This window comes from Ruegeria sp. BK1, assembly GCF_056535645.1.
Genome location: NZ_JBQFIS010000001.1, coordinates 2,880,093 through 2,903,654, shown reverse-complemented (window position 1 = coordinate 2,903,654; position 23,562 = coordinate 2,880,093). Strand labels below are relative to the sequence as shown.

General features: G+C 58.8%; 21 protein-coding genes and 1 tRNA gene. 12 read left to right on the top strand and 10 right to left on the bottom strand.

Features of this window, described 5'->3' with window-relative positions:
- Positions 1-350: 350 nt before the first annotated feature.
- Genes ACR3E7_RS14410 through ACR3E7_RS14385 form a run of 6 tightly spaced genes read left to right on the top strand, consistent with a single transcriptional unit; the run spans position 351 to position 7,844 of the window.
- Positions 351-2,381 (top strand): YjbH domain-containing protein, encoded by a 2,031-nt coding sequence (locus tag ACR3E7_RS14410; RefSeq protein ID WP_480504241.1) that lies wholly within the window; start codon positions 351-353, stop codon positions 2,379-2,381.
- On the top strand, positions 2,378-3,019 hold the full coding sequence (locus ACR3E7_RS14405; protein WP_480504242.1) for a YjbF family lipoprotein: 642 nt from the start codon (positions 2,378-2,380) through the stop codon (positions 3,017-3,019). The genes ACR3E7_RS14410 and ACR3E7_RS14405 overlap by 4 nt, the downstream gene beginning before the upstream one ends.
- A gap of 25 nt (positions 3,020-3,044) precedes the next feature.
- On the top strand, positions 3,045-4,424 hold the full coding sequence (locus ACR3E7_RS14400; RefSeq protein ID WP_480504243.1) for a polysaccharide biosynthesis/export family protein: 1,380 nt from the start codon (positions 3,045-3,047) through the stop codon (positions 4,422-4,424).
- Between the two features lie 57 nt (positions 4,425-4,481).
- Positions 4,482-5,759 (top strand): lipopolysaccharide biosynthesis protein, encoded by a 1,278-nt coding sequence (locus ACR3E7_RS14395; RefSeq protein WP_480504244.1) that lies wholly within the window; start codon positions 4,482-4,484, stop codon positions 5,757-5,759.
- Positions 5,759-6,961: a glycosyltransferase gene (locus tag ACR3E7_RS14390; RefSeq protein WP_480504245.1), complete on the top strand. Its 1,203-nt coding sequence runs from the start codon at positions 5,759-5,761 to the stop codon at positions 6,959-6,961. The genes ACR3E7_RS14395 and ACR3E7_RS14390 overlap by 1 nt, the downstream gene beginning before the upstream one ends.
- Entirely contained in the window at positions 6,954-7,844 is an 891-nt protein-coding gene (locus ACR3E7_RS14385; protein WP_480504246.1) for a sulfotransferase, read from the top strand. The genes ACR3E7_RS14390 and ACR3E7_RS14385 overlap by 8 nt, the downstream gene beginning before the upstream one ends.
- Here the strand turns inward: ACR3E7_RS14385 and ACR3E7_RS14380 are convergent.
- The 7 genes from ACR3E7_RS14380 to ACR3E7_RS14350 all read right to left on the bottom strand — a co-directional run bounded on the left by ACR3E7_RS14380 (position 7,795) and on the right by ACR3E7_RS14350 (position 13,685).
- Positions 7,795-9,111, bottom strand: coding sequence for a hypothetical protein (locus tag ACR3E7_RS14380; protein ID WP_480504247.1), 1,317 nt, complete (start codon positions 9,109-9,111; stop codon positions 7,795-7,797). The genes ACR3E7_RS14385 and ACR3E7_RS14380 overlap by 50 nt on opposite strands.
- A gap of 151 nt (positions 9,112-9,262) precedes the next feature.
- Positions 9,263-10,150, bottom strand: a complete 888-nt coding sequence (locus ACR3E7_RS14375) for a phage head spike fiber domain-containing protein (protein WP_480504248.1) — start codon at positions 10,148-10,150, stop codon at positions 9,263-9,265.
- Positions 10,147-10,416, bottom strand: a complete 270-nt coding sequence (locus tag ACR3E7_RS14370) for a spike base protein, RCAP_Rcc01079 family (protein WP_480504249.1) — start codon at positions 10,414-10,416, stop codon at positions 10,147-10,149. The genes ACR3E7_RS14375 and ACR3E7_RS14370 overlap by 4 nt, the downstream gene beginning before the upstream one ends.
- A 90-nt stretch (positions 10,417-10,506) precedes the next feature.
- Complete coding sequence (locus tag ACR3E7_RS14365) at positions 10,507-11,601, bottom strand: glycosyltransferase (protein ID WP_480504250.1); 1,095 nt, start codon at positions 11,599-11,601, stop codon at positions 10,507-10,509.
- A gap of 266 nt (positions 11,602-11,867) precedes the next feature.
- Positions 11,868-12,599: a metallophosphoesterase gene (locus ACR3E7_RS14360; protein ID WP_480719418.1), complete on the bottom strand. Its 732-nt coding sequence runs from the start codon at positions 12,597-12,599 to the stop codon at positions 11,868-11,870.
- Between the two features lie 103 nt (positions 12,600-12,702).
- Entirely contained in the window at positions 12,703-13,191 is a 489-nt protein-coding gene (locus ACR3E7_RS14355; RefSeq protein WP_480504252.1) for a hypothetical protein, read from the bottom strand.
- Between the two features lie 417 nt (positions 13,192-13,608).
- Positions 13,609-13,685: transfer RNA gene (locus ACR3E7_RS14350), tRNA-Arg, on the bottom strand.
- Between the two features lie 114 nt (positions 13,686-13,799).
- On the opposite strand from ACR3E7_RS14350, the gene ACR3E7_RS14345 reads away from it, so the two are divergent.
- Entirely contained in the window at positions 13,800-14,825 is a 1,026-nt protein-coding gene (locus ACR3E7_RS14345) for a LacI family DNA-binding transcriptional regulator (protein ID WP_170790159.1), read from the top strand.
- Positions 14,826-14,829: 4 nt separating this feature from the next.
- Complete coding sequence (locus ACR3E7_RS14340; protein WP_480504253.1) at positions 14,830-16,041, top strand: winged helix-turn-helix domain-containing protein; 1,212 nt, start codon at positions 14,830-14,832, stop codon at positions 16,039-16,041.
- A gap of 3 nt (positions 16,042-16,044) precedes the next feature.
- Here ACR3E7_RS14340 and ACR3E7_RS14335 read toward each other — a convergent pair whose 3' ends face one another.
- Both ACR3E7_RS14335 and hpaR read right to left on the bottom strand, forming a co-directional pair.
- On the bottom strand, positions 16,045-16,743 hold the full coding sequence (locus ACR3E7_RS14335) for a fumarylacetoacetate hydrolase family protein (RefSeq protein WP_480504254.1): 699 nt from the start codon (positions 16,741-16,743) through the stop codon (positions 16,045-16,047).
- A 458-nt stretch (positions 16,744-17,201) separates the two neighbouring features.
- Positions 17,202-17,636 (bottom strand): homoprotocatechuate degradation operon regulator HpaR, encoded by a 435-nt coding sequence (gene hpaR, locus ACR3E7_RS14330; RefSeq protein ID WP_480504255.1) that lies wholly within the window; start codon positions 17,634-17,636, stop codon positions 17,202-17,204.
- A 205-nt stretch (positions 17,637-17,841) separates the two neighbouring features.
- Between hpaR and ACR3E7_RS14325 the strand changes: the two genes are divergently transcribed.
- Both ACR3E7_RS14325 and ACR3E7_RS14320 read left to right on the top strand, forming a co-directional pair.
- Positions 17,842-19,254 carry a pyridoxal phosphate-dependent decarboxylase family protein gene (locus ACR3E7_RS14325; protein ID WP_480504272.1) on the top strand — a complete coding sequence of 471 codons (1,413 nt, stop codon included), beginning with the start codon at positions 17,842-17,844 and terminating at the stop codon, positions 19,252-19,254.
- Positions 19,255-19,264: 10 nt separating this feature from the next.
- Positions 19,265-20,035 (top strand): HpcH/HpaI aldolase family protein, encoded by a 771-nt coding sequence (locus ACR3E7_RS14320; RefSeq protein ID WP_170786270.1) that lies wholly within the window; start codon positions 19,265-19,267, stop codon positions 20,033-20,035.
- A gap of 4 nt (positions 20,036-20,039) precedes the next feature.
- On the opposite strand, the gene ACR3E7_RS14315 is transcribed toward ACR3E7_RS14320, so the two are convergent.
- The gene (locus ACR3E7_RS14315) at positions 20,040-21,182 is read right to left on the bottom strand and encodes a DUF3095 domain-containing protein (RefSeq protein WP_480504256.1); all 1,143 of its coding nucleotides are present in this window, start codon (positions 21,180-21,182) and stop codon (positions 20,040-20,042) included.
- A gap of 141 nt (positions 21,183-21,323) precedes the next feature.
- Here ACR3E7_RS14315 and ACR3E7_RS14310 point away from each other — a divergent pair, with 141 nt between their 5' ends.
- Together ACR3E7_RS14310 and ACR3E7_RS14305 are read left to right on the top strand one after the other, a co-directional pair.
- Positions 21,324-22,496 carry an MFS transporter gene (locus tag ACR3E7_RS14310; RefSeq protein WP_170790163.1) on the top strand — a complete coding sequence of 391 codons (1,173 nt, stop codon included), beginning with the start codon at positions 21,324-21,326 and terminating at the stop codon, positions 22,494-22,496.
- 22 nt (positions 22,497-22,518) lie between these two features.
- Entirely contained in the window at positions 22,519-23,553 is a 1,035-nt protein-coding gene (locus ACR3E7_RS14305; protein ID WP_480504257.1) for a glycosyltransferase family 4 protein, read from the top strand.
- Positions 23,554-23,562 lie beyond the last annotated feature (9 nt).

Here is a 23,562-nt window from a genome sequence, read left to right as displayed (position 1 = left end):
CCGAAAGCTCCTGAAGCGAAACCTGTGCCGCCGATACCACACCTGAGAAATTACACTGTCTTTATAGCGTCAATGGTGAACAATGTATTAATAAAATCAACTTGTATTTCAATAAATTGAATGGCTTTCAGCGGTAAATGAAATACGCCCCAGAATTTTCGACCTAATTGCCGACCTTTCATCCCAAAGGAAATTCAGCTACCGGAAATTCAAAACTGTATTTCTCCTATAGGGTGAGTATTACTTGGTGCTGACTACAATCCACATTCCTGTGTCGGGATCGCTCGGAAAGTTTGAAGTGACATGGTGACGTGACGAACCAAACGGGAATACGAGGCTGGACAATTGCGATGGCTGTGATCGGCGCAACTCTGGCAGGCATGGTACAGGCTCAGACCGTGTCCACATACGGAACGCCGGGCCTGATCGAGTTGCCCACAGCCGAGATGTTCGATGATGGTGCGCTGGTCTTTACCGCATCCGCTTTTCGGGACACTGCGCGTGCAACCATGACATTTCAGATGCTGCCCTGGGTTCATGGCAGCTTCCGCTACGCCGTCCTGAAAGGCTTTGATGGCGCGCGCGGTGATCGCTATGACCGCAGCTTCGACATCCATTTCCGCCTGCGCGAAGAAAGCCGCCAAGCGCCCGCCATCGTGCTGGGATTGCGGGATTTCGGCGGGACCGGGCTTTATGCCACGGAATATATCGTTGCGACCAAAACGATCCGCGACCGGTTCAAGCTGACCGGAGGCATCGGCTGGGGGCGACTGGCTGGAAGTGGCAGCTTTGCCAACCCCTTGGGCCTGATCAGCAGCCGCTTTGACGAGCGCAGCGACCCCCGCGCCGGTGATCTTTCGGAGACCGGACGTCTGGACTTCGGCAACTGGTTTCAGGGCGACGCCGCCCTGTTCGCCGGGGGCAGTTGGCAATATAACGACCGGCTGACCTTTTTGGCAGAATACTCCCCCGATCTTTATGATGAGGAGCGCGACCGGATCGGGTTCGACATCCGCACCCCGTTCAACATCGCCGCACAGTATCGGTTTCGGAACGGATCGCAACTGACCACTTCGGTGCTGTACGGAACCACGCTGGGGCTGACCTATAGCTATTTCATCGACCCGCGGCAGACGCCCGCGCCGGGGGGGCAAGGGGCCTCGCCCCAGCCATTGCGCGCACCCGGTGACAGCCAAGAGGACATCCGCGCCGCGCTGGACCGCGACGGGCTGCGGCTGGTCTACCTGTCGCAGGACCGCGATGCTGTGACGGTCGGGGTCGAGAACGGAACCTATGGACAGGCGGCGCAGGCCTTGGGCCGCACCGCTCGGGTTCTGGCCAATACCGAGCCGCCGCGGACACAGACCTTTAACATTGCGCTGATGTCCAACGGCGTGCCACTGGGTGCGGTGCAGGTGGACCGCAACGATCTGTACGAATTGGAGCATGACCCGGACAACGCATGGCGCAGCCTCGCGCGGGTCGAGATTTCGGACACGATCCCGATCTTACAAGGCGGCGTACTGCGCGACGCCTATCCGCATTTTTCCTATCGGTTCGGGCCTTACCTGAACTTTTCCTTCTTCGATCCCGACGACCCATTGCGGTATGAAATCGGCGCCGCGTTGGGGTTGGATTATACGCTGAGGCCGGGCCTGACCCTGTCCACCGGGCTGCGCCAACCAGTTCTGAGCACGCTGGACGACACCACGCGCGTTTCGGATTCCACCCTGCCGCCTGTTCGGTCGGACTGGGCGATCTATGCCCGCGAATCCAACCTGCGGGTCGAGCATATGACCGCCGAATACCTGTGGAGACCACGCACCGATTTCTACGCCCGCACCACGCTGGGATATCTGGAGACCATGTTTGGCGGGGTGTCGGCCGAGCTTCTGTGGTACCCGACCAACAGTCGCCTCGCCTTGGGGGTCGAGGCGAATTACGTGGCGCAGCGTGATTTTGACGTGCTGTTCGGCTTTCAGGATTATTCCGTCGCCACAGGCCATGTCTCGGCCTATTACGACCTGCCAGGGGACTATCATGCCCAGATCGACGCGGGCCGCTATCTGGCAGGGGACTATGGCGCGACGTTCTCGTTGGATCGGGAATTTACCAACGGGTTCACGGTAGGTGCTTTCTTTACCCTGACCACGGTAGGGTTCGAAGAGTTCGGCGAAGGCTCATTCGACAAGGGCATTCGGCTTGAGATCCCGATCTCATGGCTGACGGGTCGCCCATCGCGCAACAAGATCAGACAAACCATCCGCCCCGTCCTGCGCGACGGTGGCGCGCGGCTGAATGTGCGCAACCGGCTATATGGCGTCACCCGCGAGGCGCGAGCGCAGGAATTGTCGCGCGGCTGGGGTAGGTTCTGGCGATGAGAGTTTTTGCGCTCCTCTGCCTTGCCCTCTCGCTGGCCGCCTGTGGCGAGGCGCGGGATGAGTTCGACCTGTTGCGCGGCGCGCTGCGTCCCGATGCGCCCCGCTTTCACCCCCGCGCCGATGCGCTGGCCGCACAACGCCCGATCCCACCCCGGCTTGAGGTCGCCTTTCCGTCGCGCGACCTGAGCGGTGTGATGCTGTTAGAGGTGACACGGGACGACGTGCAAACCTGGTTGACGGCAGATGGGGCGACCATCACGCTGGAACAGGGTTTTCTGACCTCGACCAAAGGGTTCGGCTCTGGCATGGCTGGGTCGGACATCCGGCACAGCGCCGGGTTGATCCTGAGCGGTCAGGAAGGGCGCGCCGAGCGGTTTCACAGCTTTCTCAACGGCAATGATGAGATCGAGCTGCATGCCTATGACTGCCGGATCACAGCGCTTGGGCCGGATACCATCGTGCAGCAAGGTAATCCTGTGGCCACGCGCAAGTGGCAAGAACAGTGCTTTGGCACCGCGCAGAGTTTCACCAATACATATTGGCTGCGAAATGGCAGCCAAACCATCATCCAGTCCTCGCAATGGACCGGCGATTTCCTCGGCAACCTGTTCATGAAGGCGGTGCCGGATGCGAGTTAGAATTATACATGGCAGGAGGCTAACCATGCGCCGAATTCCACTTTTCGTCCTTGCGCTGTCCGTGGGCGGCCTGATCTCGGGCTGTTCGACGATCTATCGCAGCCCCTCGGTTACGGCGGGTGTGTCCGACAGCGGCAAGGTGCGGGTGGTGCCGGTGACACCGGAAACCGTGATGGTCGCCAATCGCGCACCTTATGCGCCCAAAACCCTGCCATCGGTGTTTCGAACTTCGGCGGGGTCCGGCGCGGGCACCAGCCAGCGGGGACTGGGTCCGCTGCCCGATGCCCCCTCAACTCAAGATGGGTCGCGCAGCGGGTTGCAGCTGGACCCACCGCCCGATGTCACGCCGGGGCCCTATACGATCGGCACCGGGGATGTGCTGGTGCTATCGACCCCCTCGACCCAGGGCACAGCCGGAGAACTATCTGGCCTGCTGGCCGCCCAAAACAGCCGCAACGGCTATACGGTGCAGGATGACGGAGCGATCAACATCCCCGATGTCGGCCGCGTGCGCCTAGAAGGTCTGACCGTGGACGAGGCCGAAGCCGTGCTGTTCCAGCGCCTTGTCGAAAACCAGATCGACCCCACGTTCAGCCTGGAAATTGCCGAGTTCAACGCCCGCCGCGTCTCGGTCGGGGGGGCGGTCGGACAGCCCGGCGTGCAGCCCATCAACCTGACGCAACTAACGCTGGGCGCGGCGCTCTCTGCCGCCGGGTCGGTCAAGGTCAGCGATATCGACAACAGCTCGGTCCGCGTTTACCGCAACGGGCAGATGTACCAGATCCCGCTTGAGGACCTTTATGCGCGCCCGGATTTGCAGAACCTGACCCTGATCGCTGATGACTCGGTCTTTGTGGATACAGATTACGATCTGGACCGGGCCGAGCGGTATTTTGCGCAGCAAATCCAGCTGCGCGAAACGGTGCTGGAGGGTCGCCAGACCGCCCTGCAGGAACTGTCGACCGCTGTTACCCTACGCCGGGACGAGTTGAACGAGCGGCGCGAGACATTCCTGCAAACCATCGAGTTGGACGCGGTGGACCGGGACTATGTCTATCTCAGCGGCGAGGTCCGCAATCAGGGCCGCTATGCCCTGCCCTTCGAGCGCACGGCCACACTGGCGGACGCGTTGTTTGACACGGGCGGCGGGATCGCCAAGAAAACCGGGGACGCGTCTGAGGTTTATGTGCTGCGCGCGTCCGAAGATATCCGCGAATTCGGCGCGGTGACGGCCTGGCATCTGGACATCCGCAACGCCGCGCATTTAACGCTGGCCGCTCGGTTTGAGTTGCGCCGCAATGACATCATCTTCATCGCCGAAAACCCGGTTACGCGCTGGGGCCGCACGATCGACCAGATCACCCCGTCTCTGATCACCGCGCCGATTGTGGCGGTGGGAAGCTAAGGGACCCGTGTAAATCCACCGATGCCAGACAAGTCCAACCCCATAAGACAGCGCCTCATGAAAGGCGGGCTTGCCGCCCTTGTCATCAAGGTTGGGGCCGCAGGCCTGCAATTTGCCATGTTTCTGGTCTTGGCACAGGCGTTGAATGCCTCGACTTATGGCACCTTCGGTTTTGGATTTTCGCTGGCGGTATTGCTGGCGGTGGCGGGCAGTTTCGGACAACGGATGCTGAGCCTGCGCTATGTCTCGATCTACGCAGCGCAAGGTCAGAACAGGCTTGCAACGGGTCGGATTCGCGATGGGTTCTGGATTATCACGCTGGGTACCGTGGCTTTTGCGGTCCTGTCGGCCCCAGCCTTTATTTGGATGCGACCCGAGCTTGGATGGCCTTTCATTGCGGCCACGGGGGTATTCGCGCTGACCACGGCCTGGGCGGAATATTTCGCATTTGTCCTGCGTGCCTATGACCGGATGAGCTTGGCCCTAGCGCCTCGGGATGTGATTTGGCGCGGGTTGGTGATACTGTCGGCGATCCCCCTAATCCTGTTCTGGCCGGGGCAGAGCAGTGCTGCGCAAATCACCTGGTTGCTGACCGCACTGCTAGTGGCGATGGTTCTGATTCAGGTCCATCTGCATCCAGCGACCCGACCCAAGGCTCTTTTTCTGGCCCCAGCTGCCTATGACCGGGCCACATGGCGACCGCGTATGTGGGGTCTTTGGGGTGTATCTGTCCTGCAAATCACCGCCCCGAACCTTGTCGTGGTTTTGCTGGGATTGATGCTGAGCCCGGCGGACACCGGACCAACCTTTGCCGCGCTGCGGATAGCGTTGTTGATGAACCTTGTACTGCTGGCCGCCAATATGGTCGTCTCACCCACAATCTCGCGCCTGCATCACGACGGCAAAACCCGTGCGTTGCAACGCACATGCGCTACCGTCGCCGCCATCGCTGGGGGGTCGGCCTTGCTGATCTTCCTCGGGCTGATCCTGTTTGGTGTCTGGCTGTTGTCTTTGTTCGGAACCGGGTTCGAAACCGGCTACAATGTTCTGTTAATCGTGGCAGGTTCCTATGCGGTGAATGCGCTGACCGGACCGACCTCGGTCCTGCTTGAGCTTACGGGCCACGACCGAGCGGCCTTTCGGCTGCTGGCGCGGATGAACTTGATAGCAATGGCGGCGATGATCCCGATGATCTGGGCCTTTGGCCCGGTAGGGGCCGCGCTGTGTCTTGCTTTATCCGTCGCGGGCTGGAACCTGCAGGCCGTCAGATACGCCCGGAGCGAGATGGGAATTGATCCTTCGATTCTGGGTCTCATGCGCGAAGGGCAGCCCTGATGAAGATTGCCATCCAGTGTTTCAACTACGCCCCCAACGAGCTTGGCGGGTCCGAGCGATCAGCACGGGACATCGCGCGCAGCTTAAAGGCACGCGGGCATGAGGTGCGGGTTGTGGTCTCGGACGGGTGGCGCCCATACCCGGATCATGTCGACGACATCCCCATTGACGTCGTTCAGGGCCTGCCGATCGGCAAAAGCCCCTTGCATGGCCCGCGCCGCTTTGCCACCCGCATGGCCTGGATCTTGCGCAGCGAAATTGACCCCGTCCTGGTCCTGCGCTGTCTGCGATGGCTGCGGCGCACCCGTCCAGATGTGGTGCTGATGAACAACCCCGCCGGGCATGGATCGGCTTTCATGCTGGCCTGTCTGCTAACCCGCATCGCCTGTGTCCCGGTCATCCGCGACTACGGCTGGTTTTGCGCCTTTGGCACGATGGAGCATGGCGGCGCAGGCTGCAATTCCGCCCTCAGCCCGTGTTTCTACGCCACTGGCCTGCGCCGGTTGATCCTGCGACGACAAAAACACGTCGTGGCGATTTCCAATCACGTGGCGCGGATTTACGAAACCATGCTGGGATATGCGCCAACCGTCATCTACAACGCGGTGCCGGACAGATTTCTGCAAGCACCGCGCGCACCTGCGCCGGATGCGGGCACGCCCCTGACCTTTGGTTATCTGGGCCGCCTTCACCCCAGCAAAGGCGTGGCCGAGCTGATCACCGCATGGCAAAACACTGACCTCGCGCAGAACGGGCACCGATTGCTTCTGGCCGGGGACAATCAGGGCATCGCCCTGCCGGATGACCCCGCTGCCGCCGGGATCTGTCTGACCGGTCGACAGGAGGCCATCGCATTTCTCGACAGGCTCGACGTGCTTTTTCTGCCTGCGCTTTGGGCCGAACCTTTTGGGCGCACCGTGATCGAGGCCATGGCGCGCGGCTTATTCGTGGTCGGCAGCCCAAATGGCGGCATACCGGAACTGATCCCACCCCATCGCGGCCTGATCCCCGAACAAATCGACGCCCCGACGCTCTCAGCGATTTTCAACGACCTTGCCCAAAATCCCGACCGGGTGCGCGCGACACGCATGCAAGACCCTGAACCCAATCTTGCCCCGTTTCGCACGACGCGGATGATCGACGCCTACGAGGACCTGCTGTATCGCGCCACCGGTCTGCCGAAGGAGACCCGCGATGACTGAGCGCCCCCACCGCCTGCCCGATCTGTTCATCTGCGGCTTCACCAAATGCGCCACCAGTTCGCTGCATGACTGGTTGGTTCAGCATCCGCAAATCTCGGGCGGTGTGCGCAAAGAGCTGGAGTTCCTCTACGACCGCGACAGCCACTTTTTTCGACCCGAACACAGCGTTTTTACCCAGGGTCTTGCGGGATATGCTGCGCTGTTTCCCGATGCGCCCGACAATGCGTTGTGGCTGGATTCAACACCTGCCTATGCGCATCACGAAACCGCCCGTAAAACCATCGCCGCGATGGCGCACCGGCCGCCGGTCATCTTCATCACACGTGACCCGGTGGATCAGATCACCTCGACCTATCACTACTTCTCGAACAACAAGCGCTATATCGACGCGTCAATTTCGATCGAGATGTTTTTCGAGATGGTTCTGGACGGGCGTGCATCCAGCCATTTTCCTCAGGATCACCTGCGCAACGCTCTGGACTGGGCCGCGTTCGGCTATTGGTTGGCCTTGTGGCGGCGAGATCTGGGGCCGGAACGCGTCATCCATCTTGAGATGCGCCATATGTTGTCCGACCCTGCAAATACTGTAGCTGCGTTGCTTGGGCGGTTGGGACTTGAAACGAATGTGCCGCTGTTCTTTGACGGGTCGAACGAAACCTATTTTGTCCGTAACCGGTTGCTGCAATCTTTGAACACGGCGATCCGGGGTAAACTGCCCAAAGGCGCTCTGTATGAGACAGCGCGCCGAGTGTACCGAAGGCTCAACACAACCCCGCACAAGCCCGGCCAAAGCGCTCGCGAGGTTGAACTGCGCGCAGCTCTGGCCCAAGCCATCAGCGACCGGGAAACGGCACTTTTGGAACGCTTGCAACCGGAGCTCTGAGCCGCATTCTTGCCGCCCAAACAACCAGCCAAATCGGTATACACCAAAGTACAACCCTTGGCAGTAGTTGAATGGGCGAGCCTTCGGGCACCACGATCAGCACCAACACAACCGACAGCATGACCGACAAGGGTTGATCCGCACCCATCTTGCGATAGCCCGAATGGATCACTGTCAGCATCACGCCAAACACGATCCCGCCTAGAATGACACCCGCCAACCCGAAGTTCACCAGATACTCGCCCGGTCCCCCGACCGTCCAACCGTTGACCGCGTTTGGCTCATACCATTGCCGGAACCACTGGCCGATCAACAGTTGCGAAGGCTTGTCTGGCCACAGAGCGCGCGGGATGACCATGATCAGACCGTTGTAGAAGTCTTCTCCGACCCGCGTGTGAAGCCCCGAAGTAAAATCCTGCACCACCAGCATCAGGGAATCGAACCGCGTCATATGCATGGACACCGCGGTCGTCGTGGTCAAATCGCGGGAAAAGGCGACCTCCCAACTGCCGGACAATTGCGCAAGGCGGTAGATGTACAACACTGTCGCACCAAACAGCAGGCAAAACCCCCAGACCGAGAATTTCACGATACTCCACAGGTCGATCTGCCCCGCGCGCGAGGTCAAGACCAGCAGTGTACCGGACAGCAGTACGAACGCTTCCAGCCGAGTGCCCCACAGGGAAAAGACAAACAGATTGATACCAAAACAGAGGCTGAATAAGACCGTTTTGCCGATACGCCTGTCGCGCAAACTGATCAACAAGGCGACCGAAGAAAAGAATGCTCCCAGCCCGACAAGGGACCTAAGCCCAAAAGTGCCCGCCAGGTCTTTTGTGATCTTCGCTGCAAAAAGGATTGCCTGAAGCGACCCGAATTTCAGAAATAGCTGTGCGCCGATACCCATTGCAACGATGGTCAGAAGAATAGCCACAAGCGCCGAAACGGTATCGACGCGTGACGATATTGCGGGAAACAGACCGGCACCGAATCCGGGACGCGCAGCACTCAAGATCACAACCGTGACCAGCGCCGCAGACAGATACAAGAACGCGTAGATCAACGCGAAAGCACCCAGCTCGGCCGAGTCATTGAACAGCGCAGGATTCACCAGATTTGCCCCAAGCATGATCATTGCTGGACGGATGCAATAGATCAGAGCGAAGAACATCAGGCTCAGCACAATCGGAGCTGACCGCAACGACAGGGCCACCCAAAAGAACAGCCCCAGCGCAGCGCATATCAGCATCCAAGCCAGAAAGAACATCGCAGGAGGACCGCCTTATTGCCGAACCCGAAAGACTTTATGCAAGCCTATCCGCTCGCTTGGCGAGAAACAATCTTAAGTTGTTTTTTGAATGCCGAAATGCCGTAGACCAAACACAGATCCACGGCATTTCAGGTGGATGCAGGCCCCATCAGCTCAGCACGATGGACTTGACTCTGGGCTGCGACAGCACGGGCCACCAGCCGTCGGTGACGGTCTGATTGGACATCACGTCCTGACTGTCATCCTCGTATGTGACAGTGACCTCAAACGCTCCGGTCAAACCGGTCAACCCAGCTTGATCGGCTGCGCGCGTGACCTCGGCCCCGTTTGTGGCGATATTGCTTGTCAGTGTGTTGCCGGTTTCTGCCTGCGCGCCCCAGATAAAGAGGTCAATATCGCTGTTGATGGCCTCATACAGGATAAAGATCCGGTTCTGATTGTTGGGCAACAGATCCGTGTGACTGAACCGTTGCCATTGGGTCGTGACGTTAATCGTTTTTGATGTCTTGTCCGACTGCCCGAACCGCATGGTCAAAGGTACGCTGGCACGCAACCAGATACTGACCGTCGCCATGCCCGACGCCCCAAGATAGGGGATAAGTACCCCGCCTCGGTTCAGGTCCGGGCCGCCCGTGGTATCCGCGCAATTCCATGTCAGGGCCGAAGCCGTCCCGTCCGGCGCAAGCTGCCCGCCGACGAAACTGGGCTTACGCGCATATCCGTTCCAGTAGGATTGGGTAAAGTCATCTGAATAGTGCAGCAGATTGGTGGCCTGACCTTCGAACAAGGCCCCCCGGAACGCTCCGGTTCCGACCACATGATCTCGCCGCAATACGCCATTGCCCACCGTCTCGATCATGCCCGAGGCCCCGGCCTGCCGGGCCGAAGAGGCACGCGCGAAGGTCATCGCCTCGCTCAACGCGATGGGGCGCCCGAACCGCCGGTACTCCTGCCGCTCGAAATCAAGTGACAGGGCTGGGCCAGATACCCGGCGCGCGGGGTGCGACGTAACAGAAAGGTCGCGGGTCAGCTTCATGCCAGCACCATTGCATGGATTCCACTGGCCGTTGTGCCCGTGGCATGCACACGGCTGACGCCCACTGGCAGGATCGAAAAGTCCAGAACCTGCACCGTGCGGATTTCCCTGCGAACAGTCGTCAACACAATCGTCCCGCCCGATTCAACGTATAGCCCGATCGCCACATCGGGCAGGTCCGCAGTATCCGAAGGCGTCACGGGTGCAATATCTCGGGCAGGACCGGACAGGCTGGATACTCGGTTTACGAAAGGATTGGTGGTCATGGGTCAGGACTCGCTGTCTGTGTGTCAATCAGCGGCAAGTTAGGAAAAACCGCTTAATGACCTACAAGTCCTGCGTGCGTTGCGTCCGCGTCAGGCGTTTGCCCGCGCGTCAGCGATTAGTGCCCATATCTTTTGCTTGAAGACCTCAACATCGAATGTATCCGCCAACGCCCTGATCGTCGCTGGATCCTTCACCAAATCCGGGTTCTTCTCGAACCGGTCGATGGCCAGGTTTAGGGCTTCGGCGGTCTGTTCATGAAATAAAACACCGCTGACACCCTCGATGACGGTGTCCAATGCCCCACCGCGCCCATATGCGATCACCGGTCGTCCGCTGGCCATCACTTCGACCGGAACTATGCCAAAGTCCTCCTCACCGGGGAAAATCAGCGCGCGACAGGTGGCGAATTGACGCTTTAGCTCGGCATTATCAACCCGGCCAAGAAAAGTGATATTGGGGCAGGATTTCTTTTCCAACACGCCGCGCATCTCACCATCACCAACAACCACCAGTTTACGGCCAGACGCGTTGAACGCATCAATCGCCAGATCGGCCCGTTTGTAAGAAACCATCTCACCTGCAAGCAGGTAGTGGTTTTCAACATGGTTCGATATCTGAAACGCCTGCGTCTCGACCGGAGGAAAAATAACCTCTGCTTCGCGCCGATAATAGGTTTGGATTCGGTCACGAATGAAGGACGAATTGGCCACGAAACGATCCACGCGAGCAGCAGTCGTGACATCCCAAACGCGCAGCCTATGCGCTAGGAAGGGCATCGCCATCCGCGCAACACCCCCCGCCTGTTGCCGATAGCTGTGATAGTGATCCCAAATATAGCGCATCGGTGAATGACAATAGCAGACATGCAACGCATCGGGGCGCGGCACGATCCCCTTTGCCGGACCGGATTCGCTGGACAGAATCAGATCAAATTCCTGCATGTCCATCTGTTCAAGCGCCAGGGGCATAAGGGGCAGGTATTTCTGATAGTGCTTTCGCGCACCGGGCAAGCGCCCGATAAAGGTCTCTCGCACCTCGTGTTTTCTGACCTTGGCGCTGACCTTTTCGCGGTCATAGACATGAGTCACAATCACTGCGCCCGGAAATAGATCCAGCAGCGCCTCCAAGACTTTTTCACCGCCGCGCATTCCAACTAGCCAATAATGTACGATGGCAACTTTCAATCTGCCCAACACTCCGCTGTCACCGCGGGCCTGATTTGTAAGCCCGTGTTGCCACCACCCCGCAATGCCATGAGGCCCAAGTCATCTCCTGAAGGGTACAGCCGACGTCCAATCTGCAGAACGCCGTAAAATGGGATCCGAAGGGTGCACATGAAACGCTCGAAATACCTAGTTATCTCAGGTCTAATTCACTCTCTTTTCGCGAAACAATGTTTCGATGTATTCTGCCTTAGATTGTTTTTTCAGTGTTGCAAAAACAACCAATACTAACCAAGCGCCGTCAGAAACTCTGGCTCAGAACCGTCCAGATAGACTGCGCTGAGCACGCCGGTCGCGAACGCGCCCGTGTCGACAGCAATTCGGCCGCCCCGAACCGCAGCGCGACTCACGATTGTATGGCCATGGACAACCCACTGACCGTCTTTCCTGTCTTTGGTCTGAAAATGTTTGTTGCCCCAAAGCAGGTCGTGCTCAGATTGCTGGTCAAGCCGACGTGTGGGGCCTGCCCCAGCATGCGAGACAAAGATATTCCCACTATGGAAACTGGTCTTCAAATCTGCGATCCAGCCAACAAGTTCATCACCCATAGCGCGCCGCAAACTATCCCGACACTTGGTCAGTTCCTCGGAAGTCATTTCTGGCCGAGCGGCTGGGATGCGAAACGACGCCAGTGTCTGCAAGCCCCCATTTCGTAGCCACTGACGACCGTGTTTCTTCGGATCGGCCAGGAAACGCAGTAGCATTTGCTCATGATTTCCCGTCAAACACATAAATTCAGGGCAAGCTTGCATCATCCGCAAAACCTCCGAGCTGTGTTCGCCTCGGTCAATGTAATCTCCAACCAGAATGATCTGGGCGTCATGCGGTACTTGGGACAAGAGCTTTTCCAAAAGCCCGATGCAGCCATGGACATCCCCTATGACGCAGATCGGCTTTGTCGGCGCAAGAGCTCTGCGCGCTTTGCCGCCATGAATTCGATGAAGGAGTCCCGAAATCAACCAGACTAATTTCCTATGCAAGGCTACCCGTCAAAGCACACGCTATGATTGTGCTCATACAATACACTCATACCTATCTAGAGGTTTGAAGACAAGCGCGACGCTACGCCGTGCGGCAAGCAAAAACACCCAATCGAATAAGCTCTGCACCCTTGATTTTGTGTACGCCGCGAATTCGGTTTCGTCCTGTTTCCATGAACCAAGTCTTGATGGGCTCGGGGTAGAACTCCGCCATCACTTCGCTGAAATACTGAAAATCTGAGGCACTGAGCGGCCGGCCATGACGCGACGGACCATGAAATCCAAATATTGTGTCCGGTGTTACACATGTCCCTGGCAGGCCAAGAAACATCGTACAGGTCGAATAACAGATCCGCCCGCGCAGCTCGACACGTATGCCATTTCTTTGAAGGTTCTCCAATTCGACCAAACGATCATGCAAGAAACCGCCTCGATCACTGCCAACCACCAAAGGTTGTTCCGAGTATCCGGCGCCAGGCACTGCAAGCACGCATAACAGGACAGAAAGCCCCATCACATAACCTGCAAACCGTCTCTTCCATTTGCAGAGCCTCAAACTCAGAAATTGCATTAGCCGCACTCCATTCCCGTTGGTAGTTGGGAACAGTGCTAAGGAGGGACATCGTCGTCTTGACGTGTGGCCTGGGGCGTAAATGTGCCTTTTGCGGACAAGTTATCGCGATTTTGTCTAAACGCTTTGTAACCATTCAGTGCTGTCGATTTCTGATCAGGTCCAATTTGGCAGTTCGGTTCAATTGTTGGCAAAAAGACCGGCCTTTAGCCTAGTTGGGCGACAATTTCTGGTGTGGAGCCATCTTGATCGAAAGACGCATGAACTGGCTCGCCAAAAAAGCAGCTGGCCTCCAAATCATGCCTGGCAATCTCGGCCGCTAAGTCCGGTTACACTGCAGTCTCCGAAGGTTTTTCAATGCTCGCTCATCACGCGAAATCATCCAAAGCGAGAGGTATGTTCGTTCATAATACTGGCTGGCGACCCCGGCAGGATTCGAACCTGCAACCTGCCCCTTAGGAGGGGGCTGCTCTATCCAGTTGAGCCACGGGGCCGCGCAAGCCTCTCTCTAGCTTGGTTTTTCGGGGTTGTCATGGGCTTTGATGGGCAGTTGAAAATTGCGCCCTGTTCACGCTACCATTCTTCAAAACAACGACGCAGGTGCCCTCGTGACAACAGAAACAAAACGCCCGCTTACCCTTCGTGATGTCTCAGAAGCGTCGGGGGTGTCAGAGATGACGGTCAGCCGGGTTCTGCGCAACCGGGGCGATGTGTCCGATGCAACCCGCACCCGCGTTCTGGCTGCGGCGAAAGAGTTGGGGTACGTGCCCAACAAAATCGCGGGCGCGCTGGCCTCTAGCCGGGTGAATCTGGTGGCAGTGATCATCCCCTCGCTGTCGAACATGGTCTTCCCCGAGGTGCTGACAGGGATCAACCAGGTGCTGGAAGATACCGAGTTGCAGCCTGTTGTCGGCGTCACGGATTATCTGCCCGAGAAAGAAGAAAAAGTACTGTACGAGATGCTCTCGTGGCGACCTTCGGGCGTGATCATTGCAGGGCTGGAACATACAGAGGCAGCCCGCGCGATGTTGGATTCTGCGGGGATTCCGGTTGTTGAAATCATGGATACCGACGGTAAGCCCGTAGATGCGATGGTGGGTATTTCCCATCGGCGTGCAGGGCGCGAGATGGCGCAGGCGATCCTGAAGGCGGGGTATGAACATATCGGATTTATGGGCACCAAGATGCCGCTGGACCACCGCGCCCGCAAACGGTTCGAAGGCTTCACTGAAGTGCTGGGCAAGAACGGAATCGAGATTGAAGACCGCGAGTTCTATTCAGGTGGTTCGGCTCTGGCCAAGGGCCGCGAGATGACGCAAACAATGCTGGAACGCTCACCCGAGCTAGATTTTCTGTACTATTCCAACGACATGATCGGCGCGGGCGGGTTGCTATACCTGCTGGATCAGGGCATCGACGTGCCAGGGCAGATCGGGCTGGCCGGGTTCAACAATGTCGAACTGTTGCAGGGCCTGCCACGCAAGCTGGCCACGATGGATGCCTGCCGGCTTGAGATCGGGCGCAAAGCTGCCGAAATCATCGCCTCGCAACTGGCTGATCCAGAGGCTGACGTTGAAACCCGTGTGACCCTGACCCCCAAGATCAGCTTTGGCGACACTCTGAAGCGGCGCTGACGCCGTGGCGTTGCGACGGCTGGACAACCGCGCAGCGCGGGCGCTGTTCATGGATCGGCACGCATTGCTGGAACGGCCCTCGGGCAATGCCAAGGGTGCGGGCCTGCTGGAGTTGATCCAGCGTCTGGGCTTTGTGCAACTGGACAGCATCAACACCGTCGCACGCGCCCATGACATGATCCTGTTCTCGCGCAGGCCCAGCTATCGGGCGCGCAACCTCAGTCGGCTGTATGAACAAGATCGTGCCCTGTTTGAGCACTGGACCCATGACGCCGCCGTAATTCCGATGGCGTTCTACCCCCATTGGCACCTGCGGTTTCAACGTGACGCAGCCCTGTTGAAATCGCGCTGGAGGAACTGGCGGCGGGATGGTTTCGAGCAACAGTTTGAATCGGTGCTGACCCATATCCGCAACCACGGGCCAGTTTCGTCCTCGGATGTCGGCAAGGACGAGAAAAAAGGCTCGGGCGGATGGTGGGACTGGCACCCCTCGAAAACGGCGCTGGAATTCCTGTGGCGGTCCGGCGCACTGGCCGTTGTGGGCCGTCAGGGGTTTCAGAAGCGCTATGATCTGACTGAGCGGGTGATCGAAACCCATCTTTGTCCTGGCAACCTGCCTTGTGACGCAGAGCAGACCATCGACTGGTTGTGCAACGCCGCGCTGGACCGATTGGGCTTTGCGACATCCGGGGAACTGGCTGCATTCTGGGATACGGTCAGCGCGTCTGAGGCTCGGGAATGGGTCAAACAGGCTCTAATCAAAGGCAATGCCGAGGAAATCGAAGTCACTTGCGCCGACGGGCGCGCGCGCAAAGTGATAACACGGCCAGAATGGCCCGATCCAACAAACCTGCCCCCGGCCCCTGGTCGGATGCGGGTTCTCAGCCCGTTTGATCCAATGTTACGGGATCGCAACCGGGCTGAGCGACTGTTTGATTTTCACTATCGGATCGAGGTTTTCGTGCCTGCCCCCAAACGCAAATATGGCTATTACGTCTTTCCCCTGCTTGAAGGGGACAGGATGGTGGGTCGGATCGATATGAAAGCTCATCGGGATCAGGATGTCCTGCGCGTCACCGCGCTGTGGCCGGAACGTGGCGTGCGTTGGACGGATGCGCGCACCCGACGCCTTGAGGCCGAGTTGGACAGAGTGCGCAGATTTACCGGTCTGACGCGGATCGAGTTTGTCGGTGAATGGCTGAAAGACCCTGTTTAAGATCTATTCTGCCTCAGTTAGCGTTAGGCGGATTGGATGCAGCCCGTCAATGCCGCCCTCCAGCACGTCGCCTGCCTGAACTGGTCCTACCCCTGCCGGTGTTCCGGTCATGATCAAATCACCTGGGCGCAGATGGTAGTAACCGGAAAGATGGCCGATGATCTCGTCGATCTTCCAGATCAGCTCATGCAGTGTGGCATCCTGACGGGTTTCGCCGTTGACTTTAAGATGGATCCGCTTGTCATCGCTGGGCGACCAGTCCGTGGCGCGGGTCAGAGGGGCAAACACCGAGCCGTTTTCTAGGTCCTTGCCCAAATCCCAAGGGCGCTGCTTGTTCCGCTCCCGGATTTGCAGGTCACGCCGCGTCATATCCAGCGCGCATCCATAGGCATAGACCGCCTCGGTCGCTTGGGATTTCGACGCTTGAAACACGGGCGCACCAATGGCGACCGCCAATTCCATCTCATGATGGAAATTCTCAGTTCCCGGTGGATATGGCACGGTTGCGCCGGTCAGGATCGCGTTTGCCGCGGATTTGGTGAAATAGAACGGTGCCTCACGATCCACTTCATGGCCCATCTCTGCGGCATGGGCGGCATAATTGCGCCCAACGCAGAATATCCGGCCAACAGGATAGGGGGTGGAAAGCCCCTGAACCGGTATAACAACCGGCTTGGGCAGGGAAAACAAAGTATCGGCCATATGAGTCTCGGGTCTGCTTGGTTTCGGGCATATTAGGCGACCCCACGCGCAGGGCAAGCAGATGACTGCCGTCAACTCAACCCGGTTCACAATCCGGTTTCACATCTTGGAAATCCGCCGAGATAGGCTAGATTATGCGTATAAACGCATGACATCAATACGATGCGCCTGAGCGCCGCGCTATGGGATGGGCGGGTCTCGCGCAACACAAGATCACCGCACTAACACATTTGCGGTAGACTAGTTTCGGATCGCCTCGGTCAGAGGCTACTCACCCAAGGGTCTCAGGACCGTACGTACACCTTATTCTAGGTTGACAGGTTATCCGAAACACAAGCCGATCGCCCGGATCGTCCCGGGGCATCTGCTTGTGGGCCAGACACGCAGTCCAGTCTTGGTCTGGCCAACCCCGCCAGAGGGCGCCCCCCATACCTCTGGCGGGACTGCGTTTTTTGAGGTCAGGATTTCAGATCGTGCAGGTCGTTCAACAAGTCCAGCAAAGCCTCATGGCGCTCGGGGCCAAGTTGGATGCGAATGCCTTCGGCCTCTTGCAGGATGAGGTTGATATTGTCCTGGATGATCTTATCCCCAGCTGCCGTGATCTCTACAATCTGGCGGCGTTTGTCGACAGGGTGCACGTGTCGAAGGATCAGCCCTTTGGCCTCAAGCTTCTGCAGGATGCGGGTCAGGCTGGGCAGAAGAAGACAGGCTCGCTCGGCGATATGGGTTGGTTCTTGCGGGCCATCTTCCTTGAGAACACGCAACACACGCCATTGTTGCTCGGTCACGCCGACATCCGCCAACATGCGACGGATCGGCCCCATGACCCTTTCACGCGCCCGAAGCAGCGCAATCGGCAAAGAGCGGGAAGTCAGTGGCAAATCTCTGGACATATGAAATCTTGAACGAAATTCCCAAAAACTGCAACCAAACTCAATAATTAAGATGATTGAATTTATTTGCAAACTCCACTCTAGACGAAAAGTTCGCAACCCTTTTTTCGGCGATTTGGATTGACCTTTTTCGCCCGATAGCCACCACTGGCATCGCGGGTTTTCCGACGAAAACCCGAAGATGGTACATCACATGGGGCAGGACATGGATTGGGATTCCTTTGCAGAGTGGGGCGAGAAAGCCGCCAGATGGGCGCAGGACTATCACCAAACCGTCAAAGATAAGCCAGTACGCGCGCAGACCGAGCCAGGCGACATCCTGAATGCCTTGCCAGAACTTCCGCCCGAGCAAGCGCAGCCTATCGAGGACATCTTTCAGGACTTCGAACAGATCGTCATGCCGGGCATCACACATTGGCAACATCCCCGGTTTTTCGCATATTTCAACGCAAACACTTCTCCGCCCTCGGTGCTGGCCGAGTTTCTGACCAGCGCGATCGCAGCGCAATGCATGCTGTGGCAGACTTCACCCGCGGCGACCGAGATGGAAACGCGGATGATGGAATGGCTGCGTCTCGCGCTGGACCTGCCCACAGGGTTCGCCGGCGTGATCCAGGACTCCGCCTCATCCGCGACGCTGGCTGCGGTGCTGACCATGCGCGAAAAGGCCCTGTCGTGGCAGGGCAATCAACAGGGGCTGTTTGCACAGAAACCCTTGCGCGTTTATTGCTCGGCCGAGGTGCATACCTCGATTGACCGGGCGATCTGGGTCGCAGGGATCGGGCAGCAGAATTTGGTGCGCGTCCTGACCAAAGGTGACTGGCGCGGCATGGATCCTGTGGCGTTGGAACAGGCGATTCAATCTGATTTAGACTCCGGTTTGCATCCGGCGGGGGTCATTCTGTCGGTTGGCGGCACCAGTGTCGGCGGTACCGACCCGGTCGAAGAATGCCTGAAGGTCGCCGCCAAATACGGGCTCTACACCCATGTAGATGCGGCGTGGGCGGGGTCGGCGATGATCTGCCCGGAATACCGCCACTATTGGCAGGGGGTCGAGCGCGCCGATAGCATCGTGTTCAACCCGCATAAATGGCTGGGCGTCCAATTCGACTGCTGCGCGCATTTTCTGAAAAACCCTGAAGATCTGGTGCAGACCTTGGCGATCAGCCCAGAATTTCTGAAAACCCACGGCAAGGACGGGATCATCAACTATTCGGAATGGTCGGTGCCTTTGGGGCGGCGATTCCGGGCGCTGAAGCTTTGGTTCGTGATCCGCGCCTATGGGCTTGAGGGGTTGCGCACCCGACTGCGCAATCATGTAAACTGGTCTGTGGACTTGCATGACCGTCTGGCCACCGAGCCGGATTTCGAAATCACCACGAAACCGATGTGGTCGCTATGGACCTTTCGTTATGCCCCGGACGGTGCGGTTGATCTGGACGATCTGAACCTGCGGCTTGTAAACGCCATCAATGACGACGGTCGTATTTACCTGACCCAAACCCGAGTGGACGGCAACCTGACCATCCGGTTCCAAGCCGGACAGTTTGAAACGACCGAAGATGATGTACGCGTGGCCTACGATGTCATCACCGAAATCGCCCGCTCTCTGACCTAAAGGATTGATCATGCCCGCACCGTTAAATTCGTTCAAACAGGCTCTAATAAACGGTGAAAGGTTGATCGGCTGCTGGACCAGTTTTGCCGAGGCCGTCACCGCCGAGATCATGGGAAGCGCCGGGTTCGACTGGCTAGTCATCGATGGCGAGCACGCGCCCAACGATATCCGGTCTATCCGGGATCAGTTGATGGCCCTGTCCGCCAGCCCGACCCATCCTGTGGTTCGTGTCCCGGTTGGGGATGCCGCATTGATCAAGATGGTGCTGGATGCGGGGTCGCAAACAATTCTGGTGCCGATGGTCGAAAGCGCCGAACAGGCAAGGGACCTGGTGCGTGCCTGCCGCTATCCGCCCGAAGGCGTGCGCGGCGTCGGCGCCATGGCCTCGCGCGCGACGATGTATGGGACGATCCCGGACTACATTCCCACCGCAGATGCCCAGATCTGCCTGCTGGTTCAGGTTGAAAACCGCGCGGGTCTGGCCGCCTTGGACGATATTCTGAAGGTCGACGGTATTGATGGGGTCTTTATTGGCCCAGCCGATCTGTCCACCGACATGGGCTATCAGGGCAACAGTGCCGCGCCCGAGGTGCGGGCGGCGATTGCGGATGCGATTGCGCGAACGCGTGCAGCAGGCAAAGCCCCGGGGATTCTGGGAGTTACGGACGAGTCGTCTCAGGCATTTCAGGACATGGGCGCGCAGTTTCAGGCGGTTGGCATAGACGTGATGCTACTGACGCAAGCCGCGCGGGCGCTTTCAGCCAAGTGGAAAGCGAAGTAACCCTTCAGCCCTGCATCGCAGCCGTCGCCTGTGCATAGCCGCCCGAAGCACCATCCACGAAGTGCACGTGGTCGTCGCGGGTGGCCGACGGCACAAAACAGGTCATCATCGCCTCATCCTGCGCATGCAGGCCGTATTTGATCTTTCCCTGGCCACGCGCCTGCTCCAGCATCGTGCGAATTTGCGCCAGCGTGGCCGGGTCGCAATCCAGCGTCATTTTCAGCCCGTCATCAAACTTGCGAAAATCCGCGTTGCTGCTGACCATGTTGCGATAGTGGACAGGCTCGAAATTTCCCAGCGGCTTGCCGCGCCGGAACAAAAGCGCGATCAGCAGGTTTTGGACCAACAGAAGCAGCTTTTGCACAGCTACATTCCGCCCAGCCCGTGAAACATGCGCGTCCAGATCCAAACCCGGAGGTGGCCAGCGCATTGGCGGTCCCCCGACCGGGACGGGATGGCCCGCCCGTTCCAACTCTTCCGAGGCACGCAGCACCGATTGCGCCAGATCGGTAAAATCGCTCTCGGTAGCCTGCGCCGTGGGTTCGACCACCAAAGACACGATCTGCCCGTTCTGCGACCGTACATTCGACCATCGACAGGACAAGCCGTTCAAATCGGGCAGCGCGCCCGGCCCGGACGGGTCGACGGAAGAGGACCCGGATTTCATCTGCGTCTCGGCCCAGGCCAGCCCGCCGCCCGAGAACATGGCGTAATCCACCCCGCTGGACGGGGCATAGCGGGCGACGCGCAACTCTTTCCCCGCCTGCCGGATTTCGGCGACCGTCGTCAGCGCAGCGCGCAACTTGATCCCAAACTCATCCTCGGCCCAGCGGCGCAAGTCTGCCAGTGCTTGCCGCGCATCATCCATCGCACTTGCGGGCACGGCGAATCCGGCCCCGTCGCCGCCAAACACATAAGGGAACTCAGCGCCTTTCATGGCGTTGATCATGGCCGAAATCACAGCCGCGCCGACCATATTCACCGTCTTATAGCGGCCTTTGGCGATCTCAGCCGTCGAGTCGACAATGTCCGCAACCCCCACAACCCAATCATCAGGCAGCGCCGAGAACTGCGCGGGATCGGTCAGCCGTGAAAAATCGCGCAAAAGGGGTAGGCTGTCATAGAAGGCGGCCTGGGCGTCTTTCATGAATACCTCGGTCTCAAATCATGATTTAACATAGCCCGAATGCGGCCCAAGTCCCGCGAAATCGTCAAGACACACGTGCTTGTGCGCAGCGGTGTCCCGTGCCAAGCATGTCCGGTCAGATGATGGCAAAAGGGGCATTTCATGAAGGCAGGTTTGGTCGTGTTGTGTCTGGGCTATGTGCTCAGCCAGTTTTTTCGTGCCTTTTTGGCCGTACTCAGCGTCGATCTGGGTCGTGATATCGGCGCCACGCCAGAGGACCTCGCTTTTGCCTCGGGCCTTTGGTTTCTGGTCTTTGCCGCCATGCAACTCCCGGTTGGCTGGGCGCTGGATCGGGTCGGGCCGCGGCTGACCTCGACCGTTTTGTTGCTGGTCGGTGGCGCAGGCGGCGCACTGATCTTTGCCGTGGCCAGCACGCCTTTTCATGTCGCCGTGGCCATGGGGCTGATCGGAGTGGGATGCTCGCCGATCCTGATGGCGTCGTACTTTATCTTCGCCCGCGAATACCCCCCGGCCCGTTTCGCCACGCTGGCCGCCCTGATGCTGGGTGTTGGGTCGGTCGGAAATTTGGTCGCCTCCTACCCCACTGCGCTGGCCGTTGAGCTGATGGGTTGGCGCGCCACGATGGTCACTTTGGCCCTGTTTTCGGGCGTGATCGCCATCGGCATCCTGTTCACAGTTCATGATCCCAAACGCGTTGAAACCGACCACAAGGGATCGGTTCTGGATCTGCTGAAGCAACCCGCACTCTGGGCCATCTTGCCCCTGATGTTGGTGGCCTATGCGCCATCGGCTGCAACCCGCGGCCTTTGGGCCGGACCCTATTTGAGTGATATCTTCGCCCTCAGCACCACACAGATCGGAACCGCCACTCTGATCATGGGCGCGTCGATGATTGCGGGCACCTTCGCCTACGGGCCGCTTGACCGGATATTGGGGACGCGGAAATGGGTGATCTTTGGTGGTAACGCGCTGGGCGTGGTCGCCCTGACCCTGTTGTGCCTGTGGATCGACAATGCGGTCTGGTTGTCGGTAGTTCTAATCTCGGTCATCGGGTTCACCGGGGCCAGCTTTCCTGTCATCATGGCCCACGGCCGTGCCTTTGTCCCTCCACACCTGGTGGGCCGAGGCGTGACCCTGTTGAACCTGTTCGGGATCGGAGGCGTCGGCCTTGCCCAATTCGTCACCGGCCGCGTCCATGCAGCCACGGTAGACATCAGCCCCTCTGCACCCTACACAGCGATATTCGGCTTTTTTGCCATCTCGCTTGCCATTGGCTGCGTGATCTATCTATTCAGCCGGGACAGCGTCGACTGACGCTAACCCGTCAGGAGAGCCCATGTCTGACCCACGCGTCATTGCCCCCAATCTCAAACGCAGGCTTTCGGGCGTGACGGCAACGATTGCGCGGCTGGTGCCGTTGCAGGTGCAATGGATCGACATTGCAGCCACCGGTCCGGGCCTGCCTGCCGATATCCCGCATATCCCGCTTGGACGCCTGCCCTTTCTGTCGCGCAAAACCCTGCGCGTCTGGCACGCGCGTCGCAATACCGAGATGCTGTTGGGTCTGTTCCTGCGCAACATCCTGCGGTTGCGGCTGAAACTGCTGTTCACCAGCGCGTCGCAGCGGGCGCATACGGGCTATACCAAATGGCTTATCGACAAGATGGACGCCGTGGTCGCCACCTCGCGCAAAACCGCCGGGTATCTGGATCGGGATGCACAGGTGATCATGCATGGCATCAACCTGCAGGATTTTACCCCGCCCGAGGATAAAACGGCCGTTCGCGCCCGGTTGGGCCTGCCTGATGGGCTGCTGCTGGGCTGCTATGGCCGCATCCGCCACCAGAAGGGTACTGACGCCTTTGTGGATGCAATGATCGAGCTATGTGGCCGCTTTGACGATGTGCATGGCATCGTCATGGGCCGCGCCACGGAACAACACACCACCTTTCTGTCCGAATTGAAAGACAAGGTCGCGGTGGCGGGCCTGTCCGACCGCATCCTCTTCATGCCCGAGGTTACAGTCGACCAGATCGCCGAATGGTATCAGGTTCTGGACCTCTTCATCGCACCCCAGCGGTGGGAAGGCTTCGGCCTGACCCCGTTGGAGGCGATGGCCTGCGGCGTACCCGTCGTGGCCACCGATGTCGGTGCGTTCTCTGAGATCGTTACTGACCCGTCATTGGGCCATGTGGTGGAGCCCGGCGATGTCCCCGCCTTGGCCGATGCCGCAGCCCGGATGCTGGAAAACCGCGATTCCCTAGCGCAATCCGGCCGCGCCGCCCGTACCCATGTCGAGCAGAATTTCGACATCAACGGCGAAGCAAAGACCCTTGTCGCCCTCTACGAACGGCTTTTGACCGACACCTGAGGCGATGCG

Bases quoted from the DNA above. Each gene is read 5' to 3' on its own strand.
- ACR3E7_RS14305 (WP_480504257.1), top strand. From the start codon at position 22,519: ATGTCTGACCCACGCGTCATTGCCCCCAATCTCAAACGCAGGCTTTCG.
- ACR3E7_RS14315 (WP_480504256.1), bottom strand. From the start codon at position 21,182: ATGAAAGACGCCCAGGCCGCCTTCTATGACAGCCTACCCCTTTTGCGC.
- ACR3E7_RS14405 (WP_480504242.1), top strand. From the start codon at position 2,378: ATGAGAGTTTTTGCGCTCCTCTGCCTTGCCCTCTCGCTGGCCGCCTGT.
- ACR3E7_RS14390 (WP_480504245.1), top strand. From the start codon at position 5,759: ATGAAGATTGCCATCCAGTGTTTCAACTACGCCCCCAACGAGCTTGGC.
- ACR3E7_RS14395 (WP_480504244.1), top strand. From the start codon at position 4,482: ATGAAAGGCGGGCTTGCCGCCCTTGTCATCAAGGTTGGGGCCGCAGGC.
- ACR3E7_RS14320 (WP_170786270.1), top strand. From the start codon at position 19,265: ATGCCCGCACCGTTAAATTCGTTCAAACAGGCTCTAATAAACGGTGAA.
- ACR3E7_RS14385 (WP_480504246.1), top strand. From the start codon at position 6,954: ATGACTGAGCGCCCCCACCGCCTGCCCGATCTGTTCATCTGCGGCTTC.
- ACR3E7_RS14355 (WP_480504252.1), bottom strand. From the start codon at position 13,191: ATGCAATTTCTGAGTTTGAGGCTCTGCAAATGGAAGAGACGGTTTGCA.
- ACR3E7_RS14375 (WP_480504248.1), bottom strand. From the start codon at position 10,150: ATGAAGCTGACCCGCGACCTTTCTGTTACGTCGCACCCCGCGCGCCGG.
- hpaR (WP_480504255.1), bottom strand. From the start codon at position 17,636: ATGTCCAGAGATTTGCCACTGACTTCCCGCTCTTTGCCGATTGCGCTG.
- ACR3E7_RS14325 (WP_480504272.1), top strand. From the start codon at position 17,842: ATGGATTGGGATTCCTTTGCAGAGTGGGGCGAGAAAGCCGCCAGATGG.
- ACR3E7_RS14335 (WP_480504254.1), bottom strand. From the start codon at position 16,743: ATGGCCGATACTTTGTTTTCCCTGCCCAAGCCGGTTGTTATACCGGTT.
- ACR3E7_RS14310 (WP_170790163.1), top strand. From the start codon at position 21,324: ATGAAGGCAGGTTTGGTCGTGTTGTGTCTGGGCTATGTGCTCAGCCAG.
- ACR3E7_RS14400 (WP_480504243.1), top strand. From the start codon at position 3,045: ATGCGCCGAATTCCACTTTTCGTCCTTGCGCTGTCCGTGGGCGGCCTG.
- ACR3E7_RS14380 (WP_480504247.1), bottom strand. From the start codon at position 9,111: ATGTTCTTTCTGGCTTGGATGCTGATATGCGCTGCGCTGGGGCTGTTC.
- ACR3E7_RS14410 (WP_480504241.1), top strand. From the start codon at position 351: ATGGCTGTGATCGGCGCAACTCTGGCAGGCATGGTACAGGCTCAGACC.
- ACR3E7_RS14370 (WP_480504249.1), bottom strand. From the start codon at position 10,416: ATGACCACCAATCCTTTCGTAAACCGAGTATCCAGCCTGTCCGGTCCT.